Origin of the sequence: Denitromonas ohlonensis, from assembly GCF_007625205.1 — a bacterium.
Classification (GTDB): Bacteria; Pseudomonadota; Gammaproteobacteria; order Burkholderiales; family Rhodocyclaceae; genus Nitrogeniibacter; species Nitrogeniibacter ohlonensis.
The window spans coordinates 39,427-64,448 of the sequence record NZ_VMNI01000012.1 but is presented as its reverse complement, the minus strand read 5'-3'; the positions used below and the strand labels follow the sequence as shown (position 1 = coordinate 64,448).

The following is a 25,022-nucleotide window of genomic DNA, read 5'->3' as shown; positions in this document are numbered from 1 at the left end:
GGCACGGGCCGTGTAGAGTAAGCAGGTCGGCCCAGCGAGGCCGGGATCACATCAAACAGCCCCGGCAAGACATGGGCGCGAAGGAATAGTAAGCGATGAAGGTAGCAAAAGGCTGGGTCGTCCTGTGGCTCGGCGTGGTGTGCATGAGTCCGGTGTGGGCGCAAACGCCAACCGGAGACGAACGTATTCTGGCGGCGCGGGAGGCGCTGCGCACCGGCGATCAGGCGACGCTCGACCAGCTCGCCGCGGGGCGCTCGCCGCATTTGCTGGAGCGCTACGTTAAATGCTGGCATCTGCAGAACCAGCTGGCGCGCAGCGAGCCGCCCGACACGGCGCGCATTGAAGCCTTTCTGGCGCGTTACGCCGGCAGCGTGCTGGCCGACCGCCTGCGCGGCGCCTGGTTGAACCGGCTGGCCAAGGATGAAAACTGGATCGGCTTTATCGGCGCCTGGGGTGGTCTGGCCTCGCCGACCGATGGTCAGCGCTGCCAGCACTGGCTGGCGCGGGCGCGCATCGGGGACCGCACGGCGCTGGACGAGGCGGCCGCGGTGTGGGCCGGGCTCAGCCTGCGGGCCGAGGCCTGCGAAGCGCTGGTTGGCCAGCTGGCGGCCTCGGGCCGCTTGGCGCCGGAGGCCATCTGGGCGCGCTTTCGCGAACAGATGATGTCGCGCCGACCGAGCGATCTGGAACTGATCGTCAGCGGTCTGCCGGCCGGCGAGGCGCCAACCAGCGCGGCCCTGAAGGTGATGGTCAAAGACCCGGCGCGCTACCTCGACAACCTGCGCCCCGGCTTTGCGCAGCGCCGCGCCGATAGCGAATTGATGCTCGCCGCGCTCGGTCGGCTGGCCGTGGGCGACCCGAAAGCCGCCTACGCCCGCTTTGCCCGGCTCAACGATGGCTTGTCGGCCGACGATCAGGCCTATGGCTACATGTTGCTCGGCTGGCGCGCCGCGCAAGACCACCTGCCCGAGTCAGTGCGCTGGTTCCGCGCGGCCGGCAAGCTGCAGATGCCCGACGAGCAACGCGCCTGGCAGGTGCGCGCCGCGCTGCGTCAGGAAGACTGGAAAGCCGTGCGCCACGCGATTCTGGCCATGTCGCCCGAGCAACGCGCCGAGCGCAGCTGGACCTACTGGCTGGCCCGCGCCGAGCAGGCGCTGGGCGAGGCCGAAGGCGGCCGTCTGCTGCTCGAGCGCATCGCCGGCCATCCTGACTTCTATGGCATGTTGGCCGACGAGCGCCTCGGCCGCGCTTTTACCCCGCCGCCGCCCGACACGCCACAAACGGCCGCGGTGCAGGCGGATGTGGCGGCCGACCCGGACATCCGGCGGGCGCTGGCGCTGTACCGATTGGCGCTCTATACCGAGGGCACGCGCGAGTGGCTGTGGCGCCTGCGCAGCGCCGACGACAGCTTCCGCCTGGCTGCCGCGCGACTGGCGCTCGACGAGGGCATTTACGACCGCGCCATCAACACCGCCGAAGCGGTCAATCCGCAGGACAACTTCGGCCTGCGTTACCTCACCCCGTTCCGCGATCTGATCGAGCCGCAGGCCTTGTCGCTGAATCTGGATCTGGCCTGGGTGTATGGCGTGTTGCGCCAGGAAAGCCGCTTTGTCACCCGCGCCGCCTCGCCGGTGGGCGCGCAAGGCCTGATGCAGGTGATGCCGGCCACCGGCAGCTGGGTGGCCAAGAAGATCGGCATGACCGACTACCGCCGCAGCCGCCTGCAGGAGCCCGACACCAATGTGCTGCTGGGCACCAGCTACATGCGCATCGTGCTCGACGATCTGGACGACCATCCGGTGCTCGCCGCTGCCGGTTACAACGCCGGGCCCGGGCGCGCCAAGCGCTGGCGCGATGAACGCATGCTGGAAGGCGCAATCTATGTAGAGACCATTCCCTTCAACGAAACACGCGACTATGTGAAGAAGGTGATGGCCAATGCGGTGATCTACGCTGCCCTGATGGAGGGCAAGCCGCAGTCGCTGACGACGCGCCTGGGGCAGGTGGCGCCGCGCTAACAATGCCTGGGAGGCAGACGCATGGATCGATCGAAAGTCATTCTGGCAGTGGGCGGCAGCGGGTATGTCGGCCACTCGGTGGTGGCGCAGTTGGTGGCCGCCGGCTATCGGGTGCGCGTGCCGACGCGCCATCGTCACCGGGCGCGGCATTTGCTGCTGCTGCCGACCGTGGAGGTGATTGAGGCCGATGTGTTCGACGACGGCGTGCTCAGCGGTCTGATGGACGGCGTGGGCGCGGTGGTTAACCTCGTCGGCGTACTGCATTCGCGACCGGGCACGCCTTACGGGCCGGCGTTCGAGCGGGCGCATGTGCTGTTGCCCGCCCGACTGGTGGCGGCCTGCCAGCGTCACGGTGTGCGGCGGCTGGTGCATATCAGCGCGCTGGGCGCCGATGCCCAGGGGCCGTCGGAATACCAGCGCTCCAAGGCCGCCGGTGAATCCGTGATCCGCAATGCCGACCCGTCGCTGGACTGGACGATCCTGCGCCCGTCGGTGATCTTCGGGCAGGATGACAGCTTCCTCAACCTGTTTGCCGGCTTGGTGCGTATCGCGCCGGTGATGCCGCTCGGTGGCGCGACCTGTCGCTTCCAGCCGGTGTGGGTGGAGGATGTGGCCAAGGTCGTCGTCGCCTGCCTGGACCGCGCCGATGCGATTGGACTGACTTGCGATCTGGCCGGGCCGGGCGTCTACACCCTGGCCGATCTGGTGCGTTATGTGGGCCGGCTGGTCGGCCATCGGCCGCCGATCATACCCATCCCCGAAGGCCTGGCCATGCTGCAGGCGCGGCTGCTTGAGCTGGCGCCGAATCCGATGATGAGCCGCGACAACGTGCGCTCGATGCGGGTCGATAACATTACCGACGGCCCGCCGCTGCCCTTCGGCATGAACCCGACCCCGCTCGAAGCGGTGGCGCCGAACTACCTCGGGTCACACCCCGGTCGTCGCCGTTTCGTGGTCAATCGACGCCGGCTCGTGCGCTGAAGGCGGTCGAGCGGCGATAATGCCGCTTTGCCAACGCTGACCGGGCGCATGATCCTAGAAACCGCAGTTGGCCGCTTGTGCCCATGAGCAAGGTATTGAACATGCGAACCTCTTCGGCTTCGAGGCCGATCACCCGGTGGGTGATCGCGCTACGCGCCCGATTGCGCGTCCAACTACGGTTTCCAGGATGAAAACTTATATCGTAGGCGGTGCCGTGCGCGACGCGCTGCTCGGCTTGCCGGTGCAGGATAAGGATTGGGTGGTCGTCGGCGGCACGGCCGAGGCCATGCTGGCGCGCGGCTTTACGGCCGTGGGCAAGGACTTTCCAGTCTTTCTTCACCCGCACACCCATGAGGAATATGCCCTCGCGCGCACCGAGCGCAAGAGCGGGCACGGCTACACCGGCTTCGTGGTGCATGCCGCGCCCGATGTGACGCTTGAAGAAGATCTGCTGCGCCGCGACTTGACCATCAACGCCATGGCGCGCGGCGAGGATGGCACGCTGGTCGACCCCTACGGCGGCCAGCGCGATCTGGCCGCCAAGCTGCTGCGCCATGTCAGTCCTGCTTTTGCCGAAGACCCGGTACGCATCCTGCGCGTGGCGCGTTTCGCGGCGCGGTTTGACGGTTTCGCGGTGGCCGAAGAGACGCTGGCGCTGATGTGTCAGATGGTGGATGGCGGTGAAGCCGACCACCTGGTGCCCGAGCGCGTCTGGCAGGAAATCTCGCGTGGTCTGATGGCGCCCGCGCCGATGCGCATGATCGAGGTGCTCGACGCCTGCGGCGCGCTGGCGCGCTGTCTGCCCGAGGTGGTGGCGCGCCGGCGGATCGACCCCTTGCTGCCCGGCGTGCTGCGCTGCGCGGTGGCGCGCGATCTGCCGCTGGCCCATCGCTGGGCCCTGCTGGTCGGTCACGACGTGGCGGCCGCCGAGTCGGCCAGCGCCCGGCTCAAGGTGCCGATGGCCTGCCGCGATCAGGCGGTGATTCTTGCCCGCGAGGGCGAAACCCTGTCCACCGCCAGCTCGGCCGTGGCACGGCTCGACTTGCTCAGCCGCTGCGACGCTTTCCGCCGCCCCGAACGCCTCAGCACGCTGCTCGAAGCGGCCCCCTGTGCCCACCCCGTGCCCGGCGCTGCCGTCGCCCGCTGGCTGGCTACGCTGGCGGCGGCACAATCGGTCGATGGCGGCGGCGTCGCGCGCCAGTGTGCCGACAAATCCGCGATTCCTGCGGCCATCCGCAGCGCCCGACTGGCCGCCATCGAGGCAGCCGACGTCACAGCCGGCCGTGGCTGACACCTTTCCTCACACGACGCAGGCGGCCGCGCGTGCCACACTTTCAGGTATGAATCGCTGGGCTCGAAACCTGTTGTGCGCGCTGGGCTGGGGGGTCGCCGTGGCCACGCCCGCGCTGGCCGAAACGCAGGTGCTGCCGGCGTTTGCCGAGGTGCGCGCCGCGCATGTGAGCAGCGTCGCGCAGCTGGTCGACCGCCATGGCGAGCCGCTGGCCGAGCGCCAGCTGCGCTTCGACGACGACCGTCTCGACTGGGTCGGGCTGGACGCCTTGTCGCCGGCCATGCTCGAAGCCTTGCTCGAAGCCGAAGACCGGCGCTTTTACCAGCACGAAGGTGTCGACTGGCGCGCCGTGGCCGCCGCCGCGGTGCAGAACCTGTGGTTCGAGCATGCGCGAGGGGCCTCCACGCTGACCATGCAACTGGCCGGCTTGCTCGACCCGGCCTTGCAGCCTGCCGGTCAGGGCCAGCGGCGCCGCAGTTTCGAACAGAAGTGGGATCAGGCGCTGGCCGCCCAGGCGCTCGAGGCGCGCTGGAGCAAGGCGCAGATTCTCGAGGCCTACCTCAATCTGGCGCCGTTTCGCGGTCGCCTGCGCGGCATCTCGGCCGCCGCCTGGGCCCTGACCGGCAAGACGGCCGACACGCTGGACCGGCCTGAAGCGGCGGTGCTGGCGGCGCTGTTGCGTGGCCCCGGCGCCAGCCCGGCGGTGCTCTCCCGGCGCGCCTGCACCCTGGTGGCCCGGATCGGCAGTCCGGCAGCCTGCGAGCGGGTGCAGGCGCTGGCCGCCGCGCTGGACCCGGTCACGCTCACCTCGCGCTGGACGCTGGCGCCGCATCTGGCCGCCCGCGTGCTGCGCGAACCGGGCACGACGGTGAGCACGGTCTTGGATGCGCGCTGGCAGCGTCGCATGCTGGCCGCGCTGCGCGCCGCGTCGCCGGCGCGGGCGGCGGTGGTGGTGCTCGATAACGCCACCGGCGCGGTGCTGGCCGAGGTCGGCGGTTTGCGTGCCGAACATGCCGATGCGACGAGTTTTACGTATCCCGCCGCCAGCCTGCTGTGGCCGCTGTACTGTGCCCGCGCGGTCGACAAGCGGGTGGTGACGGCGGCCAGCCTGCTCAATGCCGGCACGCCCGAGGCGCCGCGCTGGCTGAGTGTACGCAACGCGATGGTGAGCGGTGAGGCGGCCGCGGTTGCCGATCTGGCGCGGCGCTTGCCCGAAGGCGATGTGCCCGCTTTGCCGGTTTCGGCGCACGCGCTCGACCTGCCTCACCTGGCGGGGCTGACCCGCATGCTGGCCGTCGACGGGCAATGGCGCGCGCCACACTGGCAGGCCGATGGCCGCCGCGCGCCCGAGCCGGTCGTGTCGCCGGCGGCGGCCTTCATTGGCAGCGATTTCTTTCCGCCGGTGATGGCCGCCATGGTGACCCCCGAGCGCGCCGCCTGGGCGGCCGGTGCCAATGCCAGCGTGACCATCGCGGTGTGGATGGAAACCGGGCCGACGGCACTGATCGAAGTGCGCGCCTGGCTGGTCGATCAGCTCGCCGCTGATGGCGTATGGCCCGTCGAACGCATCGTGCCGGCCGGCGTGCTGCGTCGCCCGGTGCGCTTCGATCCGCCGCTCGAGAACGCGCGGGACGAATGGTTTCTGGCCGGCACGGCGGTGGCGGTGGTGTCGCCGCCGCAGTCGAGCGCGCAGATCGCGTCGCCCGCGGTGCGCGAGATTATCGATCTGCGGTCTCGCCCGCCGGGTCAGGGGGTGTTGCTGCGCGCCACGATTGACGATGCGCGTCTGCGCTGGCGCATGGACGGGCGGGAGGTGGGCACCGGCGGCACGGTGCTGGTGCACCCGGCGCCGGGGCTGCGGATCATTGAGTTGTTCGACGCGCGCGGTGAGCGCCTGGATCGGCTCAGTGTGGCCGTGCGTGGGCGCTGAGCGCGCGGCCGCTCATAGCCAGCGCAGGATCAGCCAGGCCAGCAGCGACATCAGCACGGTGGTGGTGAAGGGCAGGTGCCAGGTGCGGCCGTTTCGCACCATCGTGACATCGCCCGGCAGGCGGCCGAGCGGCAGGTAGCGGGCCACCAGTGGTTGCAGGCCGCCGAGCAAGGCCACCACGATCACGATTGAAACCAGCCATTTGAGCAGCATGCCGCCTGTCCGCCTCGGATAAGGGGCCGATTACAACGGATTGCGACCCGGATGGCAATTGTGCATGGTCGCGGCGCGGCGAATCCGTTACCGTGGTGCCGGTGTGTCGCGCAACGCTGCGACGATGGAATCAGGAATCAGACGTATGAACCGAAGTCGATTTGGCGAACTGGAAGTGCTGGCCTGTGCCCCCGAGGGCGAGGCGCACCCGGTGCCACTGCTGTTTGTGCACGGCGCGTATACGGCGGCGTGGTGCTGGCAAGAGCATTTCATGCCCTGGTTCGCCAAGGCAGGTTTTTCGAGCTACGCGGTGTCCTTGTCGGGCCACGGCCAGAGCCGTCAGCGCAGCCAGCTCGACAGCTACAGCATCAGCGACTACGTCAATGATCTGGCCGAAGTGGTGACCGCTTTGCCCGTGACGCCGGCGTTGATCGGCCACTCGATGGGCGGCATGGTGGTGCAGAAGTATCTGGAGCAGGCCGACGCGCCGGCGGCCGTGTTGATGGCCTCGGTGCCGCCGCAAGGCCTGTGGAGCTCGGCCGTGGGCCTGATGTTCCGCAAGCCGGCGCTGCTGGCCGATCTGAATCAGCTGCTGGAGGGCGGGCTGGCGAATGCCTCGACCCTGCATGACGCGCTGTTTCACAAACCGGTCCCGCCCGATGACATGCGCCGCTATCTGCGCGCTTCGCAGCCCGAAAGCCACCGCGCGATCTGGGACATGACCCTGTTCAATCTGCCGATGCGCTCACGCATGGCGCCCACACCACTGCTGGTGCTCGGCGCGGAGCACGATCAGCTGATTCCGCCGGCCGAGGTCCGCTCGACCGGTTCGTCGTATGGCGTCGAGGTCGAGATTTTCGACGACATGGGTCACGCCATGATGCTCGAAGATGGCTGGGAGCCGGTGGCTGAGCGGATTCGCGACTGGCTTCAGGAGAATTTGGCCGATTGAGGCCAGGTAGCGTTCAGGTTTTTGTCGAATGTGCGTTATTGCCTCGCATGCGGCGCTGCCGCGCGCCAAGATAAAGTCGTTGTTAATGTGGCAGTACCCGCCCGGACAGGTGATGACATGGACGTGATTCCCGCGCCGGGCGTACCCGGCCCCGACTACGAAGACGAAATTCTCGACGCCGGCTGGCTGCCTCAGCCCGAGTCGGTCGCGCCGGAGCCCGAAAGCCATCCGCCTGCGTCGCCTTCGGCGGCCCGCGAAGATGCCGACGCCTTCCTGCAGACGGTGTATCGCAATCAGAGTTGATGCCGCGCGGCCTACAGGCCGTGCAGGCGGTCGCCGCGACGGAAGCCGAGTAGCGGTTCGGCGAGGCCCTTGCCGATAGCGAGCACCTTGAACAGTTCGCCCATCTCGTGCGGCGCGGTCAGCCGTTGCACGGCACGCGCGGCGCGGATGTAGTCCGGTTGCGTCTGGTCGCCGCGCTCGGCCAGCAATTCCAGCACCCCGCAGTTGTACAGAAAGCTCGCCTGGCTGGTGTAGCCATAGATGCTCAAGCCGGTTTCGAAGGCGGCTTCGGCAATGGCGGTGAAATCCACAAAAGCGGTGATGTCGTTCAGGCCTGGCCACATGAACGGGTCGCCGTGGGCGTGGTGGCGGTAGTAGCACAGCAGCGTGCCGTTGCTGCGGCTGGGCAGGTAGTACTCGGCGCGCGGATAGCCGTAGTCGATCAGCAGCAGGGCGCCGGCCTCGAGGCGGGCGCTCCAGTCGGCCACCCAGGCCGGTCCGGCCAGATTCAACTCGCTCACGTACTCGCCGTCGGCGGGCATCGGCGCGCCAAGGGTTTGGCTGGCGAGGCGCAAGTGTTCGCTGGCGGGGCTGTCTGCCCAGGCGAACCCGCCCTCATCGTTGAGGGCCACGCCGCGCTCGAACACCGCGCCGTCGCGCCAGACCAGCACATGCACCGGCATCACGTCGAGCACCTCATTGGCCACCACCGCGCCCGAGAAGTGCTCGGGCAGCGCGTCGATCCAGCGCACCCGGTCGGCCAGCGCAGGCGCGCGCTCGCGCAGGGTGTCGGCCTGACGGCCGCGCAGTTCGCCGGAGACTTCAAGAATCGAATACTGCTCGGGCGCACAGCCGAGCCGGTCGAGCGCCAGCAGCAGGTCGGCCGCAAGGTGTCCGGTGCCAGCCCCCACTTCGAGCACGTGGGGCGCGGACTGCGCAGTGACCTCGGCCACTTGCTGTGCCAGGGCCTGGCCGAACAGCGGGGTGAGTTCGGGGGAGGTGATGAAGTCGCCCGCCGGGCCAAACTTGTGCGCGCCACCACTGTAGTAACCCAGCCCCGGCGTGTATAGCGTCTGATGCATGTAGTCGGCAAAGCTGATCCAGCCACCCGCCTCGGTGATGGACGTGCGCAGACGCGCGACCAGTGCGTCGCTTTGCGCGAGGGCTTCGTCCGAGGGTTGGGGCAGGTTCATGGCGCATCCGGGCAAAAGTGCAAAGTTTACATGGGTGGCCAGGGCTTGTCGTTAGCCGGCGGGCCGGGTATGGGATACTGCACGCTATCGTCATTCCTTCCTTTTGGGAGTGTTTTGTGTCTGCTGTGGATGTGTCTCCCGTTGTTTTGATTTCCGGTGCCGCGCGGCGCGTGGGTGCGCAGATTGCGCGCGCGGTGCACGCGGCCGGCGCGCGCGTGGCAGTGCATTACCGCAGTTCCACCGAGGCCGCGTTGGCCTTGGCCGATGAACTCAACGGCCAGCGACCGGGCTCGGCGGCCGTGTTTGCGGCCAATCTGGCCGATACGGCGGCCTTGCCGGCGCTGGTGTCGTCGGTGGTGGCGCATTTTGGCCGGCTCGATGGTCTGGTGAACAACGCCTCAAGCTTCTTCCCGACGCCGCTCGGTCAGATTGATGAAGCCGCCTGGGATGATCTGATCGGGTCAAACCTCAAGGCACCGCTGTTTCTGATGCAAGCCGCCGCACCTGCACTGAAGGCCAGCGGCGGCGCCATTGTGAACATCGTGGACATTCACGCCGACCGTCCGCTGGCCGATTACCCGGTGTATTGCGCGGCAAAAGCCGGCCTGGCCGGGCTGACCCGGGCGATGGCGATCGAACTGGCGCCGGCGGTTCGGGTCAATGGGGTGGCGCCCGGGGCGGTGCTGTGGCCTGACGATGGGCAGTTCGATCCGCTCGAACGCGCCGGCATTGTCGAGCACACCTTGCTCAAGCGAGAGGGAACCCCTGCCGATATCGCTGCGACGGTGCGTTTTTTGTTGTTTGATGCAGGCTACATGACCGGCCAGATTCTGGCCGTTGACGGTGGGCGTAGTGCGCATCTGTAGGCAGCCAAATGGAATAAACGATCGTTTTAACAGTACGCTATCGTATTGATATCTTGGATATCCGCGTGATATGCTGCGTCGCAACATAATCATTACATTCTTGTTTTCCTGATCAAGGCTCAAAGTGTCCATGACGACTGCGCCGAGCGAAGCGCCCGAAGGGCGTCACTCCAACACCTTTCTCCGCCTCAAGAAGAAGCTTGAGCGTGCGGTGGGAGAGGCCATCGCCGACTTCAACATGATTGAAGATGGCGATACGGTCATGGTCTGCCTGTCGGGTGGCAAGGACTCCTACACCCTGCTGTCGGTGCTGCTGGCCTTGCGCGAGCGCGCGCCGGTGGATTTCCGTCTCATCGCCATGAACCTCGACCAGAAGCAGCCGGGGTTTCCTGACCATGTGCTGCCTGAGTATTGTGCGTCGATCGGTGTCGACTATCGCATCGTCACCGAAGACACCTACTCCATCGTCAAGGACAAGATCCCCGAGGGGAAGACCACCTGTTCGCTGTGTTCGCGGCTGCGCCGCGGCATCATTTACCGCACGGCGCGGGAACTGGGGGCGACCAAGATCGCCTTGGGTCATCACCGCGATGACATGATCGAAACCCTGTTCCTCAACATGTTTTTCGGCGGGCGGATCAAGTCCATGCCGCCCAAGCTGGTCAGCGACGATGGTGAGCACATGGTGATTCGGCCGCTCGCCTATTGCGCTGAGTCCGATATCGTCCGCTTCGCGCGCGGCATGGACTACCCGATCATTCCGTGCAATTTGTGCGGATCGCTCGAGAACGCCCAACGCAAGCAGATCAAGGGCATGTTGCAAGGCTGGGCGCAGCAGCATCCCGGCCGTATCGAGTCGTTGACGACCGCCATGCGCAATGTGGTGCCATCGCACCTGTCCGACGCCAGTTTGTTTGATTTCAAGGGGCTGACCCGTGATACGCCGGTGAGTGAGGGGGACGTGGCATTCGATCCGCCCGAGTTGCCGCGCACGATGCAAACCGTCGTTCCCTTGATGCCATCGTCCCGTGAGGACTGACCCCATGCAAGCACTTGCACCGGGCATGGCATTGTCCGATCATGAAGTTATAACAGGAGCCGGTTAAGGCCCTTGACTGTCGTCAGACGCGGCAAGGCGCTTGGACGGGACGTGGAACGATCCATGGCACAACAACGTAATGCATGCATGATGTATGCCGAACTGGTCGGCGGCGAGCGCTTGGCCGCGCTGCTGAGCGAGACCGAGGCGGGGCATGCCATTGAGCGCAGCATGAATCGCATTGAGCGCGTGGTCGAAGGCCAGGGCGGCGAAATTCTGCGTCGGGCCACTGACGAGATCTGTGCTGCATTCGAGCGCTGCGACGGTGCCGTGCTGGCCGCCAGCGAAATGATCGACCGGGTGGCCAGCCTGCCGCCGGTGCGTGGTGTTCGGCTCGGTATCCGGATCGGTCTGCATCATGGCGCAATCGATATGGAAGGCCCGCCCTCGGGTGAGGCGCTGTCGGTCGCGATGCGTCTGGCGGGCATGGCGCACGCCGGTCAGGCGCTGGTCAGCGGCGCGACCGTGTTGCTGTTGTCGCCGGCCTCCCGGCAAGTCATTCGCGAGCGCGACGAGGCCGGGCTCAAGGTCGAGGGCTTCGAATGGCCGGTGTTTGCCTTGTCTGGCCGTGCCGGCATGGCCACCTCGGTGCCGCCGGCAACGCGCGTTTCGCAGCGTCTGCGCTTGCGCCACCAGCAAGATGTTCATCTGATCGAGGAGTTGCGTCCGATTTTGTTGCTAGGCCGCGAGATGGGTAACGACGTGGTCGTGATCGACCCGCGGACCTCCCGGCAGCACGCTCGGGTGGAGCGCCGGCGCGAAGGTTTTTTCCTGGTCGATCAGAGCACCAACGGCACCTTTGTGGCCAATGAATCGGGCAGCGAGCAATGCATCCGCGGCGGGGAAGCGCTGCTGGCCGGGCAGGGCCGCATCGGCTGTGGGTTCTCGGCGCTGGAGGTGGAGCGCGATCTGGTGTTTTTCGAGATCGTCTAGCGCCACCCTGGCATGCCGTGAGTCAAAAAACGCCCCGATCTGTTCGGGGCGTTTTTCGTCGACCGGGCGCTTACTTCTTGGCCGGCTTTGCCGCCGCCAGCGGCGCCGGGGTCGTGGCTTTGCCGGACAGGCAGGTCTTCATGAAGGCCTTGCGCGGTTCGCCCTTGAGTGCCTTTTCCTTGGCGGTCTTGTTGCAGTTGCGCATCTTGTCATGTTGTGGATTCGCTTGGCCGGCAAGCGGTTGGAGCAGGAGTGCGGCGAGACTGGCGGCGATTGCAATTTTTTTGGTGATGGTCATTTTCTTCCTCAGATAGCTGAATGGCATAAATGAAGAATGAATATATCATGGCCGCGGCTGATCATGCACCCCTAGGTGCACAATGATCCTAGAAACCGCAGTTGACCGCTTGTGCCCATGAGCCTGGTATTGAACATGCGAAGCTTTTCGGCTTCGAGGCCGATCACCCGGTGGGTGATAGCGCTACGCGTCCGACTGCGCGCCTGGCGGGCCGTCTGGCTGCGTTGCGCCTCCTTGCAGCGTGCAGGCTGCGCGTCGTCGCGCCTTGCCGGCCAGCCCGCCAGGCGCACACTCGGGCGCGTCCAACGACGGTTTCTAGGATGATTTCTCTCGGGGAATTCAGTCGGGGTCGTTGCTGCTCAGGAGCTCTCGCTGACGGGAGATGAACTCGTGGGTCGAGTCGATGCCGCGTAGCTGGAGAATGGTGTTGCGCACCGCCGCTTCGAGCAGCACGGCGATGTTGCGGCCCGCGGCGACCGGCAGGATGATCTTGCGGATGGGCACGCCGAGGATGTCCTGCGCTTCGTGAGTGACGGGCAGGCGGGTGGGGTCGTCTTCGCCGGGGCGGCGGCGTTGCAGGTAGACGATCAGCTTGAGCTGCATCTTCCGGCGACAGGCCGTTTCGCCAAAAATCGTGCGAATGTTGAGAATGCCGATGCCCCGCACTTCGAGAAAATTCTCGAGCAGTTCGGGGCATCGCCCCTCCAGCGTATTCGGGGCAATCCGTGCGAAATCGACCATGTCATCGGCCACCAGACCGTGGCCGCGCGAGATCAACTCCAGCGCGAGTTCTGACTTGCCGGCGCCGGAGTCGCCGGTGATGAACACGCCCAGGCCGAGGACATCCATGAACACGCCATGCAAGGCGGTGCGTTCGGCCAGTTCGCGTGACAGATAGAGCCGCATCAGATCAATGACGCTGGCCGATGCCATGGCCGAGGTGAACAGTGCGACATCCATTTCTTCGCAACAGCGCCGGATGATGCCGGGGACGTCGCAATGGTCGGCAACGATGATGGCGGGTGGGCGGGCAGCGAGAATTTCTCGCACATGGTGGGCCACCTTGTCGCCGGACTGCTTGCGTGCCCAGGCCATCTCGGCCGTGCCGAGGATCTGGAAGCGATCGGGGTGGATCAGGTTGAGGTGGCCGACCAGATCGGCCGGCCAAGTATGCGCTTCGGTGACAGACAGCGAGCGGTCGAGACGACCGCCGATGTGGGTCAGCTGCAGGCGTTTGCCGAGTTTCTCAAAGAGCCGCGCGACGCTGGTCTGCCGCATGGGCAGTACCCCAGGTGGTAAACAGCGCATGCACTGCGGCGGCGTCGGTGGCTTCGGCCACACGCTCACGGAAGGCGCTGTCGCTGAACAGCTGCGCCAGCTCCGAGAGCAGTTGCAGGTGGTGTTCGGTAGCTTGCTCGGGCACCAGCAGCACAAACAGCAGACTGACCGGTTTGCCGTCCGGCGCGTCGAAGGGGATCGGGGTGCTCAGGCGGATGACCGCGCCGGTTGCGTCCTTGAGGCCCTTGATTCGGCCGTGGGGAATGGCAACACCCTGACCGAGGCCGGTCGAACCCAGACGCTCGCGGGCGAACAGGCTGTCGAACACGACGCTGCGTCCGATGCTCTGGTTGTTTTCGAAGATCAGGCCGGCTTGCTCGAAGACACGCTTCTTGCTGCTGGCGTCGAGATCGACGAGCACATTGTCGGGAGAAAGGAGGGGGGCGATAAGATTCATGTAACGAACTAGGCGCCCTATGAGGTGGGCGGAACAGACTCGGCGATGGAGGCGGGAGCGATCAATGGAGTGCGACACGCCCATTATAAACGCAACCCACCGCCAAGACGCCGAGGGAATCGATCACACTTCGGTGCTTTGATGCTTGAGCGCGTCGTGTGCGTGGTCTTGCAGCTTCTGCTTGTGCTTGATGACCTGACGGTCGAGCTTGTCTGCCATGGTGTCGATGGCGGCGTACATGTCTTCGTCAGTGCTCTCGGCGAACAGGTCCTTGCCGCGAACATGCAGCGTGACCTCCGATTTCTGGACCAGCTTTTCCACCGACAGGATGACGTTCACGCTGGTGACGTTGTCGAAATGCCGGATCACGCGATCCAGTTTGGCATTGACGTATTCACGGATGGCGGGGGTCACTTCTACATGATGTCCGGTGATATTGAGATTCATGATCGCTCCTGTTGTCAGATCGTCTTGCGCTTGCTAACCGGCGGGATGTTGAGCGACTCGCGGTACTTGGCGACCGTCCGTCGGGCCACAACCATGCCCTGCTGGCTGAGTAAATCGGCAATTTTTGCGTCGGAAAGAGGTTTTTTGCTGTCTTCGGCGTCCACCAGTTGACGAATCAACGCGCGGATCGCCGTCGAAGAGGCTGCCCCACCGGTGTCGGTGGAGACATGACTGCCGAAGAAATATTTGAACTCCAGTACGCCGCGCGGCGTGGACATGAACTTCTGAGTGGTGACGCGGGAAATGGTGGACTCGTGTAACTCCAGCTCTTCCGCGACCTCCCGCAGTGTCAGTGGGCGCATCGCCACCTCTCCATAATCGAAGAACTGACGCTGTTGGTCAACGATTGACTGTGCGACGCGCAAAATCGTGTCGAAACGCTGCTGGACGTTTTTGATGAGCCACTTCGCTTCTTGCAGTTGCCCACCGAGGTCGCCGTTGTTGCCCCGGTTCTGCTGGAGTATCCGGGCGTACAAGGCATTGACCTTGAGCTTGGGCATGGCGTCGGCGTTGAGTACCGCCGCCCACCGGCCCTTGTGCTTGCGTACCACCACGTCGGGGATCACGTAACGGGTTTCGTTGGTGGCGAAGCGGGCGCAGGGGCGCGGGCTGAGGCTGCAGATCAGGTGATGGGCATCGCGCAGAGCATCTTCTGAGCACTGCAGTGCCCGGCGCAAGCGGTTGAAGTCGCGCTGGGCGAGGGTGTCGAGGTGCTCGGTGACGATCGCCAGCGCCAGTTGGCGGGTGTCGGTGTCGGGCAGGATGCGCAGTTGCAGCGCGAGGCACTCGGCCGGGCCGCGGCCGCCGACGCCGGCGGGGTCGAGGTGCTGCAGGTGCTGGAGGGCGATCTGCAGGTCGTCGAGTTCGATCTCGGCGTCTTCGGACAGGAGCGTCAATAGTTCGTCGAGCGGCTGACTCAGATAGCCGTCGTCGTCCAGCGCCTCGATGAGGAAGCGCACCAGCGCGCGGTCGCGGTCGGACAGCGGCGTCAGTGCCACCTGCTGGTCGAGATGTTCGCGCAGCGTGATTTCGGCGGCCTGGAAAGATTGGAAGTCGGAGTCGTCTTCGTCGTCGCGATGCGTGGTGCTGGTGGTGCCCACGCTCATCCAGTCGCTCATGTCGTCCAGCGGGGCCTCGGCGGCGGGTTCGTCGCGCTCGCTCGGGCCCTCGGTGGGGGCCTCGGGCGGGGTTTCGCTGGTGTCCTCACCCGGCTCGTCGTCGCGCTCGAGCAAGGGGTTGTCCAGCAAGGCCTGCTCGATCTCCTGGTTCAGCTCGATGGTCGACAGTTGCAGCAGCTTGATCGACTGTTGCAACTGAGGCGTGAGCGTCAGGTGTTGCGAGAGTTTGAGCTGGAGGGTCGGTTTCATGATCGGCGCGGGGGGTCAGAGACGGAAATGCTCGCCCAGATAGACCCGTCGTACCTGGTCATTGGTCACGATGTCGGTCGGCGTGCCGCTGGCGAGCACCTCGCCCGCGTTGATGATGAAGGCGCGCTCGCAGATGCCCAAGGTTTCGCGCACGTTGTGATCGGTGATCAATACCCCGATGTCGCGCTCCTTGAGGTAGCGGATGATCTTCTGAATGTCGAGCACGGCGATGGGGTCGACGCCGGCAAAGGGCTCGTCGAGCAGAATCAGTCGGGGCGAGGTGGCCAGCGCGCGGGCGATCTCGCAGCGGCGGCGTTCGCCACCCGAGAGCGAGACCGAGGTGTTGTCGCGCAGATGAGCAATGCCGAGTTCGTTGAGGAGTTCGTCGAGGCGCTTGGTGACTTCATCGGCGCTCAGGCCTTGGAGTTCGAGCACCGCCTGGATGTTCTCGGCCACCGTGAGCTTGCGGAACACGCTCATTTCCTGCGGCAGGTAGGACAGACCGAGCCGGGCGCGTTCATGGATCGGCAGATGGGTGAGCACCTGGTCGTCGAGCGTGATCTCGCCGCCATCGGCAGCCACCAGGCCAACGATCATGTAGAAACAGGTGGTCTTGCCGGCGCCGTTGGGGCCCAGCAAACCGACGACCTCACCGCTGCCGACGTCAAAGGAGACGTCGTGCACCACGGTGCGTGCGCGGTACTTCTTCCGGAGGCCGGTGACCTTAAGCAGACTCATCGTCGCGGTCTTTCAATATCCTGTGAATCACATCGGCACCAAAGCCGCGTCCCTGAAGGAAGCGCGCCTGCCTTGCCCACTCACGGGCATCGACCGGCGGGGTGCCAAACTTTTTTGCCCATACGTCCCGAGCCCGTACTTGATCGTCGCCTTCGCTGCCTTCATCCAGCGCGGCGGCGATCAAGTCATCGCTGACGCCGCGCTGCTTCAAGTCCAGCGCGATGCGCCGGCTGCCGTAACGCGCCTGACGACTGCGCACATAGCTTTCAGCGAAGCGCGCGTCCGACTGCAAATCGACTTCTTCAAGCCGTTCGAGCAGCGCGGCGATCTCCTCGGGCGTGCCATGGGGCGCCAGCTTGCGAGTCAGCTCGGCGCGGCTATGTTCGCGCTGCGACAGCAGGCGCAAGGCACGCGTCTTGAGCGACTCGCTCATGCAGATCAGGCTTCGCTGGGTTCCGGGGTGCTGGCCGCGATCTCCGGCATGGCCGGCAGATTGAAGTGCGCGCGCACCTTGTTCTCGATTTCGCGACCCATGGCCGGATTGTTGCGCAGGAATTCGCGCGTATTGTCCTTGCCCTGACCGATCTTGGTGCCGCTGTAGGAGTACCAGGCGCCGGCCTTGTCGACGATGTTGGCTTCCACGCCCAGGTCGATGATCTCGCCTTCGCGGGAGATGCCTTCGCCGTAGAGAATGTCGAAATTGGCCTGTTTGAACGGCGGGGCGACCTTGTTCTTGACCACTTTGCAGCGGGTCTCGGAGCCGATCACTTCATCGCCCTTCTTGATCGCGCCGGTACGGCGGATGTCGATGCGCACCGACGAGTAGAACTTGAGCGCGTTGCCGCCGGTGGTGGTCTCGGGGCTGCCGAACATCACGCCGATCTTCATGCGGATCTGGTTGATGAAGATCACCAGCGTGTTGCTGCGCTTGATGTTGGCGGTCAGCTTGCGCAGCGCCTGGCTCATCAGGCGGGCCTGCAGGCCGGGCAACTGATCGCCCATCTCGCCTTCGATTTCGGCCTTCGGCGTGAGGGCGGCGACCGAGTCGATCACCACCACGTCGACGCCGCTGGAGCGCACCAGCATGTCGGTAATTTCGAGCGCCTGCTCGCCGGTATCGGGCTGCGAGATCAGCAGATCGCTGACCTTGACGCCGAGTTTTTCAGCGTAATTGACGTCGAGCGCGTGTTCCGCGTCGATGAAGGCGGCGGTGCCGCCGAGCTTCTGCATTTCGGCAATGACTTGCAGGGTCAGCGTGGTCTTGCCGGACGATTCGGGGCCGTAGATCTCGACCACCCGGCCGCGCGGCAGGCCACCCAGGCCCAGTGCGATGTCGAGCCCCACCGAGCCGGTGGAGACGGTCTGGATGTCCTTGGCGACATCACCGTCACCCATCCGCATGATCGAGCCTTTGCCGAACTGCTTTTCGATTTGCGCGAGCGCGGCGGCAAGGGCTTTGGCCTTGTTGTCGTCCATGGTGTCGTCCTCTGAAAACGTGCGTTGGATTATGGCACAGAGTTTGCTGGTGTGTCGGCCAGAAGCAGCCCGTCGAGGGCGTGAATCACGGCCTGGCGTCGCACCTGCTCCCGGTCGCCATCGAAGTGAAATGTGGTAGTGCGTACCGGCCGGTCCGGCCACCCCCAGGCGATGCAGACCGTGCCCACCGGCTTGCCGGGGCGACCACCGCTTGGGCCGGCGACGCCGGAGACGGCGATCGCGACCTGCGCGTCGCTATGCGCCAGCGCGCCCTGCACCATGGCGCTGACCACGGGTTCGCTGACGGCGCCGAAGGTGTCGAGTGCGCTGGCCGGCACGTCGAGCTGGCGCATTTTGGCGGCGTTGGAGTAGGTCACCCAGCCACTGTCGAACCAGTCCGAACTGCCGGCGATGGCCGTTACGGTTTCGGCGATCCAGCCGCCGGTGCAGGATTCGGCCGTGGCCAGTCGCCAGCCGCGTTCGAGCAGCCAGTGGCCGGTGCGTCGGGCGAGGGCGTCAAGCTGCGCGTCCATCACAGGGCTAGCGCGCGGGCGGCGAGGGCCAGCACCAGCAGGGTGTAGCCGGCGGCGATGACATCGTCGAGCATGACGCCGAAGCCGCCCTTGACCTTGCTGTCGGCCCATTTGATGGGTTGCGGCTTGACGATGTCAAAGAAGCGGAACGCCACGAAGGCGGCCGTCTGCCAGGCCAGCGTGTCGGGGGTGAAGTAGAGCACCACCCAGAAGGGCAGGATCTCGTCCCAGACGATGGATCCGTGGTCCGACACGCCCAGTGCGCGCCCGGTGCGATCCGATACGATGACGCCGAGCACGAAGCCGCTGAGGACAAACACCAGAAACTCGGTGCCATTGAGTGACGCCAGCAAGGGGAACAGCAGCCACGCGGCCAGCGTGCCGGCGGTGCCGGGGGCTTTGGGCGACAGGCCCGAACCGAAGCCGAGGGCGATGAAATGCGCCGGTTTGGCGAACAGGAAGCGGACAGTGGGGCGCATCGGTCTGAGTGTTCAGGAAAGGGCCGAGTATAGGCTCAGGCGCTGAAGTGGTCGAAGCCGTGTCGCGCGAGTGGCGCGGTGCTGCCGTCAGCGGCGCGCAGTGTCAGGCCGTCGGCCGGCGCGGTGATCATGCCGATGCGGTGCAGCGGCAGGGCGAGTTCGGCGCTCAGGCGGGCGATGGCGTCGCGCTGGTCGCTTGGGGCGGTGCACAACAATTCGTAGTCGTCGCCGCCGGACAGGCAGGCCTGGCGCGCGCGGGTGGTGTCGCCACAGGCGGCGATCAGCGCAGCTTCGGGCAGTTGGGCGGCGAGGATCTGCGCGCCGACGGCGCTGGCGTCGAGAATGTGGCCGAGGTCGCCGAGCAGCCCGTCGGACACGTCGAGCATGGCGCTGGCCACGCCACGCAGCGCGAGACCGAGCGCGGCGCGCGGCTGGGGGCGGTGCAGGGCGGCGAGGCAGGCGTCGCGATGGCCGGGGTCCAGCGCCAGAGCGTCGCGTAGATGCCACAGCGCCAGGGCGGCGCGGCCGGGCTGGCCGGAGACCCACAGATCGTCGCCGGGGCGGGCGCCGTCGCGGCGAATGGCGTGGCCGGCGGGGACTTCGCCGCACATCGTGACGCTCAGATTGCGAGGGCCGCGCGTGGTGTCGCCGCCGACCAGGTCCACGCCGAACGCGTCGGCGCAGGCGTAGAAACCCTCGGCAAAGGCGGCCAGCCAGTCGGCATCGGCGTCGGGCAGGGCCAGCGCCAGTAGCGCCCAGCGCGGCGTGGCGCCCATCGCGGCGATGTCGGATACATTGACGGCGAGGGTCTTCCAGCCCAGATCGGTCGGGTCGGCGTCGGCAAAAAAGTGCCGTCCCTCGACCAGCATGTCGACCGACACCACCAGCTGATGGCCGGGCGTGGTGCGCCACAGCGCCGCATCATCGCCGCCGGCCAGATCGGTGTGTCGGGTGGGGCGCGTGAAGTGGCGGCGGATGAGGTCGAATTCGGAAGTCATGGCCGAGCTGTGCGGTGGGGTTTGCAAGCATAGCGCGGTCGGGGGGCGCCCCCAAGTGTCAGCGTGCCGGAGAGGCGGCTGGATGCGCCAGGAATATGCGTTGCGTCTTGAAACGTTTGTGCAAAATAGTTTTGTTACAATGCAACATTCTTGAATCCTGGTGCGCTCTTTGGCCGGCGCGGATCGGGAGGCGCGTGCAAAACGCTCAAGGTCTTTTGACCACGGCCACCTGTCGCACCCGTGCGGCTGTCATGCGGTGTCGCCGTTTCGGCGTCACGGTGTTGTCCCTGTCGCCTCGCGCCGTATTGGCGGGGTGAGTCAGAGCGTTTTGTGTGAGCTGGCGAGCGTCATTGCGTCAGCCGGCACGCGCGATGAACTCACGAGGACAAAGCATGTGTGGCATAGCAGGTGAAATTCGGTTTGATGGGGCCCTGCCCGACGCGGCGGCGCTGGGGCGGATGGTGGCGGCGCAGGAAAGCCGCGGCCCCGACGGCGCGGGTCTCGAGATGCAGCTGGGGCGGGGCTTCGGGCACCGCCGGCTGAAGATCATGGATCTGACCGAAGCGGCGCAGCAGCCGATGTTCGACCCGATGCTGGGCATGGGCATCGTGTTCAACGGTGCGGTCTACAACCACCCGGAACTGCGCGCCGAGCTCGAAGGCCTGGGCTACACGTTTTACTCCCACGGCGACACCGAAGTGCTGCTCAAGGCCTACCACGCCTGGGGGCTGGACTTCGTGCAGCGCCTCAACGGCATGTTCGCCTTCGCGATCTGGGAGCGCGACAGCGGCAAGGTGGTGTTCGGCCGCGACCGCCTCGGCATCAAACCCTTTTACTACAGCGAGGTGAAGGGCGCGCTGCGCTTCGCCTCCTCGCTGCCGGCGCTGCTCAAGGCGGGCGGCGTGGATACCGCGATCGACCCGGTCGCGCTCAATAGTTATCTGTCTTTTCATGCCGTGGTGCCGGCGCCCTACACGCTGCTCAAGGGCGTGCGCAAACTCGCGCCGGGCACGCTGATGGTGGTGCATCCCGACGGTCGCCGCGAAGAGAAAACCTTCTGGGCCATGCAGGCCGTGCGCACGGCCGAGGACGAGGCGCGCAGCTTTGAGGAGTGGTGCGAGATGCTGCTCGAGCAGCTGCGGGCCGCGGTCAAGCGCCGGCTGGTGGCGGATGTGCCGGTGGGCGCGTTGCTATCGGGCGGCGTCGATTCGAGCCTGATCGTCGGGCTGATGGCCGAAGCCGGCGTGCGCGATCTGCACACCTACAACGTGGGCTTTGCCGATGTGGGCGGCGAGAAGGGCAACGAGTTCGAGTTTGCGCAGATCATCGCCGACCGCTTCGGCACGCGGCATGAGCGCATCTTCGTGCCCGAGGCGCAGCTGCTGCAGCGTCTGCCCGAGGCCATCGCGGCGATGAACGAGCCAATGGTCAGCCACGACTGCATCGGCTTCTATCTGCTCTCGGAGGCGGTGTCGCGCCACACCAAGGTGGTGCAGAGCGGGCAGGGCGCCGACGAGGTGTTTGGTGGCTACCACTGGTACCCCAAGCTCGACGGCAGCACCGATGCGGTGGGCGACTACCTCGCCGCCTTCCGCGACCGCGACCATGCCGACTACCGCGATCTGGTGCAGCCGCACTATCACGCCGAGGACTTCAGCGGCCGTTTCGTGGCCGAACACTTTGCGCGGCCGGGGGCCGATGACCCGGTCGACAAGGCCTTGCGCCTGGATACCTCGATCATGCTGGTGGACGATCCGGTCAAGCGGGTGGACAACATGACCATGGCCTTCGGTCTGGAGGCGCGCGTGCCCTTCCTCGACCACGAGCTGGTCGAGTTCGCCGGCCGTATCCCGGCCCGTCACAAGCTCGCCCACGGCGGCAAGGGCGTGCTCAAGGAGACCGCGCGAAAGGTCATTCCGGCGGCAGTGATCGACCGGCCCAAGGGCTATTTCCCGGTGCCCGGCCTCAAGTATCTGCAGGGCTCCACGCTCGACACCGTGCGCGACGCCCTGCACAGCCAGGCGGCGCGCGAGCGGGGATTGTTCAATCCCGCGTATGTCGATCGTCTGCTCGCCAACCCGGGCGAACACATCACGCCGCTGCGCGGCTCCAAGCTCTGGCAGCTCGGTCTGCTCGAGTGGTGGCTGCAGACCCATCTTGCCTGACGGACAACGGTCATGATCCGAAAACATGTCACCCGCGCCCTGCGCCCCGGCAGCCAACCGCTGCATTTGTCGGACAGCCAGCCCGACAAGCGCGACATGCCGGCCAATGTGGTGATCGAATGCGGCTGGGGACGCTGGCTGCCCGCCCAGACTTACTCCGATGCGGGCGAGCTTGCCGCCGCCTTGCTCGAAGAGCGCCCCGGCCAGCGCGACATCGCCTACTACGTCGAGCGCCCGCACGTGGTGGTCGCGCAGGCGCCGCAGCAACTCTTCCTCGACCCCTCCGAGTCCTTCCGGCTCGGGCTCGGCGGCTATCGCGCGCAGCGCCCGGCGCGTCGCGGTTTCACGCTGCGGCGCCTGCGCACCCGCAGTGATGTGGCGGCGATCAATGCGCTGTACCACAGTCGCAAGATGGTGCCGGTGGGGGCGCCGCAGGTGTGGGCTCAACGCGCCGATCGACACATCACTTGGGCGCTGGCCGAGGATTTGTCCTCGGGCGAGATCATTGGCGTGGCCATGGGGCTCGATCATGTCGAGGCTTTTTCCGACCCGCAGCAAGGCAGCAGCCTGTGGTCGCTGGCGGTGGCGCCGCAGGCCGCCCACCCCGGCGTGGGAGAGGCGCTGGTGCGTTATCTGGCCGAGCATTTTCATGCCCGCGGCCGCGCCTGGATGGATGTGTCGGTGATGCATGACAACGAACAGGCCATCGCGCTGTACGAGAAGCTCGGCTTTCAGCGCATCGCGGTGTTTGCGGTCAAGCGGCGCAACGCGATCAACGAGCCCTTCTATACCCAGCCGATGAGCGACGAGGCCGAGCTCAACCCGTACGCCCGGCTGATTACCGACGAAGCGCGCAAGCGCGGCATTCATGCCGAAGTGCTCGACGCCGCTAACGGCTATTTCCGTCTGTCGCTGGGCGGGCGCAGCGTGGTGTGCCGTGAGTCGCTCACCGAGCTGACCTCGGCGATTGCCATGAGTCGCTGCCAGGACAAGCGGGTGACGCTCAAGTTGCTGGCCGAGGCGGGTCTGAAAGTGCCCGATCAGCGCGTCGCCGACGGCTCGCAGGCGGATCTGGCCTTCCTCGCCAGGCACGCGGCGGTGGTGGTCAAGCCGGTGGAGGGCGAGCAAGGCAAGGGGATCAGCGTCAATGTGACCCGCGCCGACGAGCTGCTCTCGGCCATCGAGCGCGCCGGCCAGTTCTGCGACCGGGTGCTGATCGAAACCTTTTGTCCCGGCCAGGATCTGCGCGTGGTGGTCATCGATTACCGCGTGGTGGCGGCGGCCGTGCGGCGTCCGCCGGCGGTGGTGGGCGATGGCGCCAGCCCGATCCGCGCGCTGATCGACAAACAGAGTCGCCGGCGCCAGGCCGCCACGGGCGGGGAGTCGCGCATTCCGGTGGACGACGAAACCCGCCGCTGCGTGGCCCGTCAGGGCTATACGCTGGACGACATCCTGCCGGCGCAGCAGCCGCTGACCGTGCGCAACACCGCCAATCTGCATACCGGCGGCACGATCCATGATGTGACCGACAACCTGCATCCGGTGCTGCGTCGTGACGCAGAGGCGGCCGCCCGCGCGCTGGACATCCCGGTCACCGGGCTGGATTTCATGGTGCCCGATCCGGCGGCGCCCGAGTACGTGATCATCGAAGCCAATGAACGGCCGGGTCTGGCCAACCACGAGCCGCAACCGACGGCAGAGCGTTTTATCGACCTGCTGTTTCCGCGCACTCGTGCGCAAACTCACCCCGGAGATCGTTAATGGAAAAAGACTTCCCGTTCGACTACGACTACCTCGAAGAAACCATGCTCCAGCTGCTGGCCATTCCCAGCCCGGTGGGCTTCACCGATGCCGTGGCGCGCTATACCGCGGGCCAGCTCGAGGCCATGAACATCCCCTACGAGATGACCCGCCGCGGCGCCATCCGCGCCACGCTCAAGGGCGAACAGCCGCGGCCGGCGCGGGCCATCGTGGCGCATCTCGATACGCTGGGTGCGATGGTGCGCGAGATCAAGTCGAACGGACGTCTGGGCATCGTGCCGATCGGCCACTGGTCGTCACGCTTTGCCGAAGGCGGGCGGCTGACGGTGTTCACCGACAAGGGCCAGGTGCGCGGCACCTGCCTGCCGCTCAAAACCTCCGGCCATGCCTTCGGCCCCGAAATCGACACCCAGCCCAGTAGCTGGGACCATGTCGAGGTGCGGGTGGACGTGCCGGCGCGCAACGCCATGGACCTCGAAGCGGCCGGCCTGCGGGTGGGCGACACCATGGCCTTCGATCCGCAGCCCGAGATTTGCCAGAACGGCTACATCGTGTCGCGCTATCTGGACGACAAGGCCGCCGTGGCTGCGCTGCTCACCGCCTGCAAGGCGGTACAGGACGGCAAGCTGGTGCCGCCGGTCGATGTGCACCCGCTGTTCACCATTACCGAAGAAGTTGGCTCTGGCGCTTCCGCCGCGTTGCACGGCGACATCGCCGAAATGCTCAGCCTCGACATCGCCATCGCCGCGCCGGGGCAGAACACCGACGAACACGCGGTCACCATCTGCATGCAGGACATGAGCGGCCCCTTCGATTACCACCTGACGCGCAAGCTGATCGGCATCGCCGAGAAGTACAACATCTCGCACCGTCGCGACGTGTTCCGTTTTTACCGCAGCGACAGCGCGGCGGCGGTTGAGGCCGGCAACGATATTCGCACCGCCTTGATCGGCTTTGGCGCCGACGCCTCGCACGCCTACGAGCGCACGCATCGACGTGCGCTGTCGGCGCTCACGCGGCTCACCACGTACTACTTGATGAGCAAGCCGGTGGCGCGTCGCGACGAGCGCATGCTCGGCTCGCTCGACGGCTTCACCGAACAGCTCAGCCCGGAGGACATGGTGCTGCCCAGCACGCCGCTGCCGGTGCCGGGCGACTTCCTGCCGCACGACCCGAAGGCGGGCGGTGGCGAGCCCGACTGATTGCC

The 25,022-nt window shown here is 66.2% G+C and carries 25 protein-coding genes; 12 read left to right on the top strand and 13 right to left on the bottom strand.

The window, feature by feature from the left end:
• The first annotated feature begins 95 nt into the window (after nucleotides 1-95).
• From FHP89_RS12860 to FHP89_RS12845, 4 genes are all read left to right on the top strand, one after another.
• Complete coding sequence (locus tag FHP89_RS12860) at nucleotides 96-2,018, top strand: lytic transglycosylase domain-containing protein (protein ID WP_144177407.1); 1,923 nt, start codon at nucleotides 96-98, stop codon at nucleotides 2,016-2,018.
• A gap of 21 nt (nucleotides 2,019-2,039) precedes the next feature.
• Entirely contained in the window at nucleotides 2,040-2,999 is a 960-nt protein-coding gene (locus tag FHP89_RS12855) for a complex I NDUFA9 subunit family protein (RefSeq protein ID WP_144177403.1), read from the top strand.
• Between the two features lie 187 nt (nucleotides 3,000-3,186).
• The gene (gene cca / locus FHP89_RS12850; RefSeq protein WP_144177398.1) at nucleotides 3,187-4,290 is read left to right on the top strand and encodes a multifunctional CCA tRNA nucleotidyl transferase/2'3'-cyclic phosphodiesterase/2'nucleotidase/phosphatase; all 1,104 of its coding nucleotides are present in this window, start codon (nucleotides 3,187-3,189) and stop codon (nucleotides 4,288-4,290) included.
• Nucleotides 4,291-4,339: 49 nt separating this feature from the next.
• Entirely contained in the window at nucleotides 4,340-6,220 is a 1,881-nt protein-coding gene (locus FHP89_RS12845; protein ID WP_186300289.1) for a transglycosylase domain-containing protein, read from the top strand.
• 12 nt (nucleotides 6,221-6,232) lie between these two features.
• On the opposite strand, the gene FHP89_RS12840 is transcribed toward FHP89_RS12845, so the two are convergent.
• On the bottom strand, nucleotides 6,233-6,433 hold the full coding sequence (locus tag FHP89_RS12840; RefSeq protein WP_260851591.1) for a DUF2905 domain-containing protein: 201 nt from the start codon (nucleotides 6,431-6,433) through the stop codon (nucleotides 6,233-6,235).
• A 145-nt stretch (nucleotides 6,434-6,578) separates the two neighbouring features.
• Between FHP89_RS12840 and FHP89_RS12835 the strand changes: the two genes are divergently transcribed.
• Together FHP89_RS12835 and FHP89_RS12830 are read left to right on the top strand one after the other, a co-directional pair.
• A complete protein-coding gene (locus FHP89_RS12835) occupies nucleotides 6,579-7,385 on the top strand; it encodes an alpha/beta hydrolase (protein ID WP_144177394.1) in 807 nt (268 codons plus the stop codon).
• Between the two features lie 117 nt (nucleotides 7,386-7,502).
• Nucleotides 7,503-7,688, top strand: a complete 186-nt coding sequence (locus FHP89_RS12830; protein WP_144177392.1) for a hypothetical protein — start codon at nucleotides 7,503-7,505, stop codon at nucleotides 7,686-7,688.
• Between the two features lie 11 nt (nucleotides 7,689-7,699).
• Here FHP89_RS12830 and FHP89_RS12825 read toward each other — a convergent pair whose 3' ends face one another.
• Nucleotides 7,700-8,860 carry a class I SAM-dependent methyltransferase gene (locus FHP89_RS12825; protein WP_144177390.1) on the bottom strand — a complete coding sequence of 387 codons (1,161 nt, stop codon included), beginning with the start codon at nucleotides 8,858-8,860 and terminating at the stop codon, nucleotides 7,700-7,702.
• 116 nt (nucleotides 8,861-8,976) lie between these two features.
• Here FHP89_RS12825 and FHP89_RS12820 point away from each other — a divergent pair, with 116 nt between their 5' ends.
• The 3 genes from FHP89_RS12820 (at nucleotide 8,977) to FHP89_RS12810 (ending at nucleotide 11,758) form a co-directional block, all read left to right on the top strand.
• Nucleotides 8,977-9,726 (top strand): pteridine reductase, encoded by a 750-nt coding sequence (locus FHP89_RS12820; RefSeq protein WP_222105390.1) that lies wholly within the window; start codon nucleotides 8,977-8,979, stop codon nucleotides 9,724-9,726.
• 130 nt (nucleotides 9,727-9,856) lie between these two features.
• Nucleotides 9,857-10,765, top strand: coding sequence for a tRNA 2-thiocytidine(32) synthetase TtcA (ttcA, locus tag FHP89_RS12815; RefSeq protein WP_144177388.1), 909 nt, complete (start codon nucleotides 9,857-9,859; stop codon nucleotides 10,763-10,765).
• 123 nt (nucleotides 10,766-10,888) lie between these two features.
• On the top strand, nucleotides 10,889-11,758 hold the full coding sequence (locus FHP89_RS12810) for an adenylate/guanylate cyclase domain-containing protein (RefSeq protein WP_144177386.1): 870 nt from the start codon (nucleotides 10,889-10,891) through the stop codon (nucleotides 11,756-11,758).
• Nucleotides 11,759-11,828: 70 nt separating this feature from the next.
• Here the strand turns inward: FHP89_RS12810 and FHP89_RS12805 are convergent, their stop codons facing one another.
• The 11 genes from FHP89_RS12805 to thiL form a co-directional block, all read right to left on the bottom strand.
• Nucleotides 11,829-12,056: a PsiF family protein gene (locus FHP89_RS12805; protein ID WP_144177384.1), complete on the bottom strand. Its 228-nt coding sequence runs from the start codon at nucleotides 12,054-12,056 to the stop codon at nucleotides 11,829-11,831.
• A 339-nt stretch (nucleotides 12,057-12,395) separates the two neighbouring features.
• A complete protein-coding gene (gene hprK / locus FHP89_RS12800) occupies nucleotides 12,396-13,334 on the bottom strand; it encodes an HPr(Ser) kinase/phosphatase (protein WP_144177382.1) in 939 nt (312 codons plus the stop codon).
• Nucleotides 13,303-13,791, bottom strand: coding sequence for a PTS IIA-like nitrogen regulatory protein PtsN (gene ptsN / locus FHP89_RS12795; protein WP_144177380.1), 489 nt, complete (start codon nucleotides 13,789-13,791; stop codon nucleotides 13,303-13,305). The genes hprK and ptsN overlap by 32 nt, the downstream gene beginning before the upstream one ends.
• Before the next feature lie 123 nt (nucleotides 13,792-13,914).
• Nucleotides 13,915-14,238, bottom strand: a complete 324-nt coding sequence (hpf, locus tag FHP89_RS12790) for a ribosome hibernation-promoting factor, HPF/YfiA family (protein ID WP_144177378.1) — start codon at nucleotides 14,236-14,238, stop codon at nucleotides 13,915-13,917.
• Between the two features lie 14 nt (nucleotides 14,239-14,252).
• Entirely contained in the window at nucleotides 14,253-15,665 is a 1,413-nt protein-coding gene (locus FHP89_RS12785) for an RNA polymerase factor sigma-54 (protein ID WP_144177376.1), read from the bottom strand.
• Between the two features lie 15 nt (nucleotides 15,666-15,680).
• Nucleotides 15,681-16,403: an LPS export ABC transporter ATP-binding protein gene (gene lptB, locus FHP89_RS12780; protein WP_144177374.1), complete on the bottom strand. Its 723-nt coding sequence runs from the start codon at nucleotides 16,401-16,403 to the stop codon at nucleotides 15,681-15,683.
• Nucleotides 16,390-16,836, bottom strand: coding sequence for a recombination regulator RecX (gene recX, locus FHP89_RS12775; RefSeq protein WP_144177372.1), 447 nt, complete (start codon nucleotides 16,834-16,836; stop codon nucleotides 16,390-16,392). The genes lptB and recX overlap by 14 nt, the downstream gene beginning before the upstream one ends.
• A gap of 5 nt (nucleotides 16,837-16,841) precedes the next feature.
• Nucleotides 16,842-17,879 (bottom strand): recombinase RecA, encoded by a 1,038-nt coding sequence (gene recA, locus FHP89_RS12770; RefSeq protein WP_144177370.1) that lies wholly within the window; start codon nucleotides 17,877-17,879, stop codon nucleotides 16,842-16,844.
• Between the two features lie 29 nt (nucleotides 17,880-17,908).
• Nucleotides 17,909-18,415 carry a CinA family protein gene (locus FHP89_RS12765; protein ID WP_222105389.1) on the bottom strand — a complete coding sequence of 169 codons (507 nt, stop codon included), beginning with the start codon at nucleotides 18,413-18,415 and terminating at the stop codon, nucleotides 17,909-17,911.
• Entirely contained in the window at nucleotides 18,412-18,891 is a 480-nt protein-coding gene (locus FHP89_RS12760) for a phosphatidylglycerophosphatase A family protein (RefSeq protein WP_144177366.1), read from the bottom strand. Before FHP89_RS12760 ends, FHP89_RS12765 begins: the two co-directional genes overlap by 4 nt.
• A 35-nt stretch (nucleotides 18,892-18,926) precedes the next feature.
• Nucleotides 18,927-19,889, bottom strand: coding sequence for a thiamine-phosphate kinase (gene thiL / locus FHP89_RS12755; RefSeq protein ID WP_144177364.1), 963 nt, complete (start codon nucleotides 19,887-19,889; stop codon nucleotides 18,927-18,929).
• Nucleotides 19,890-20,281: 392 nt separating this feature from the next.
• Here thiL and FHP89_RS12750 point away from each other — a divergent pair, with 392 nt between their 5' ends.
• The 3 genes from FHP89_RS12750 to FHP89_RS12740 are packed head-to-tail and all read left to right on the top strand — an operon-like array spanning nucleotide 20,282 to nucleotide 25,017.
• The gene (locus tag FHP89_RS12750) at nucleotides 20,282-22,054 is read left to right on the top strand and encodes an N-acetylglutaminylglutamine amidotransferase (RefSeq protein WP_144177363.1); all 1,773 of its coding nucleotides are present in this window, start codon (nucleotides 20,282-20,284) and stop codon (nucleotides 22,052-22,054) included.
• 12 nt (nucleotides 22,055-22,066) lie between these two features.
• The gene (gene ngg, locus FHP89_RS12745) at nucleotides 22,067-23,815 is read left to right on the top strand and encodes an N-acetylglutaminylglutamine synthetase (RefSeq protein ID WP_144177361.1); all 1,749 of its coding nucleotides are present in this window, start codon (nucleotides 22,067-22,069) and stop codon (nucleotides 23,813-23,815) included.
• Nucleotides 23,815-25,017, top strand: coding sequence for an osmoprotectant NAGGN system M42 family peptidase (locus FHP89_RS12740; protein WP_144177359.1), 1,203 nt, complete (start codon nucleotides 23,815-23,817; stop codon nucleotides 25,015-25,017). The genes ngg and FHP89_RS12740 overlap by 1 nt, the downstream gene beginning before the upstream one ends.
• Nucleotides 25,018-25,022 lie beyond the last annotated feature (5 nt).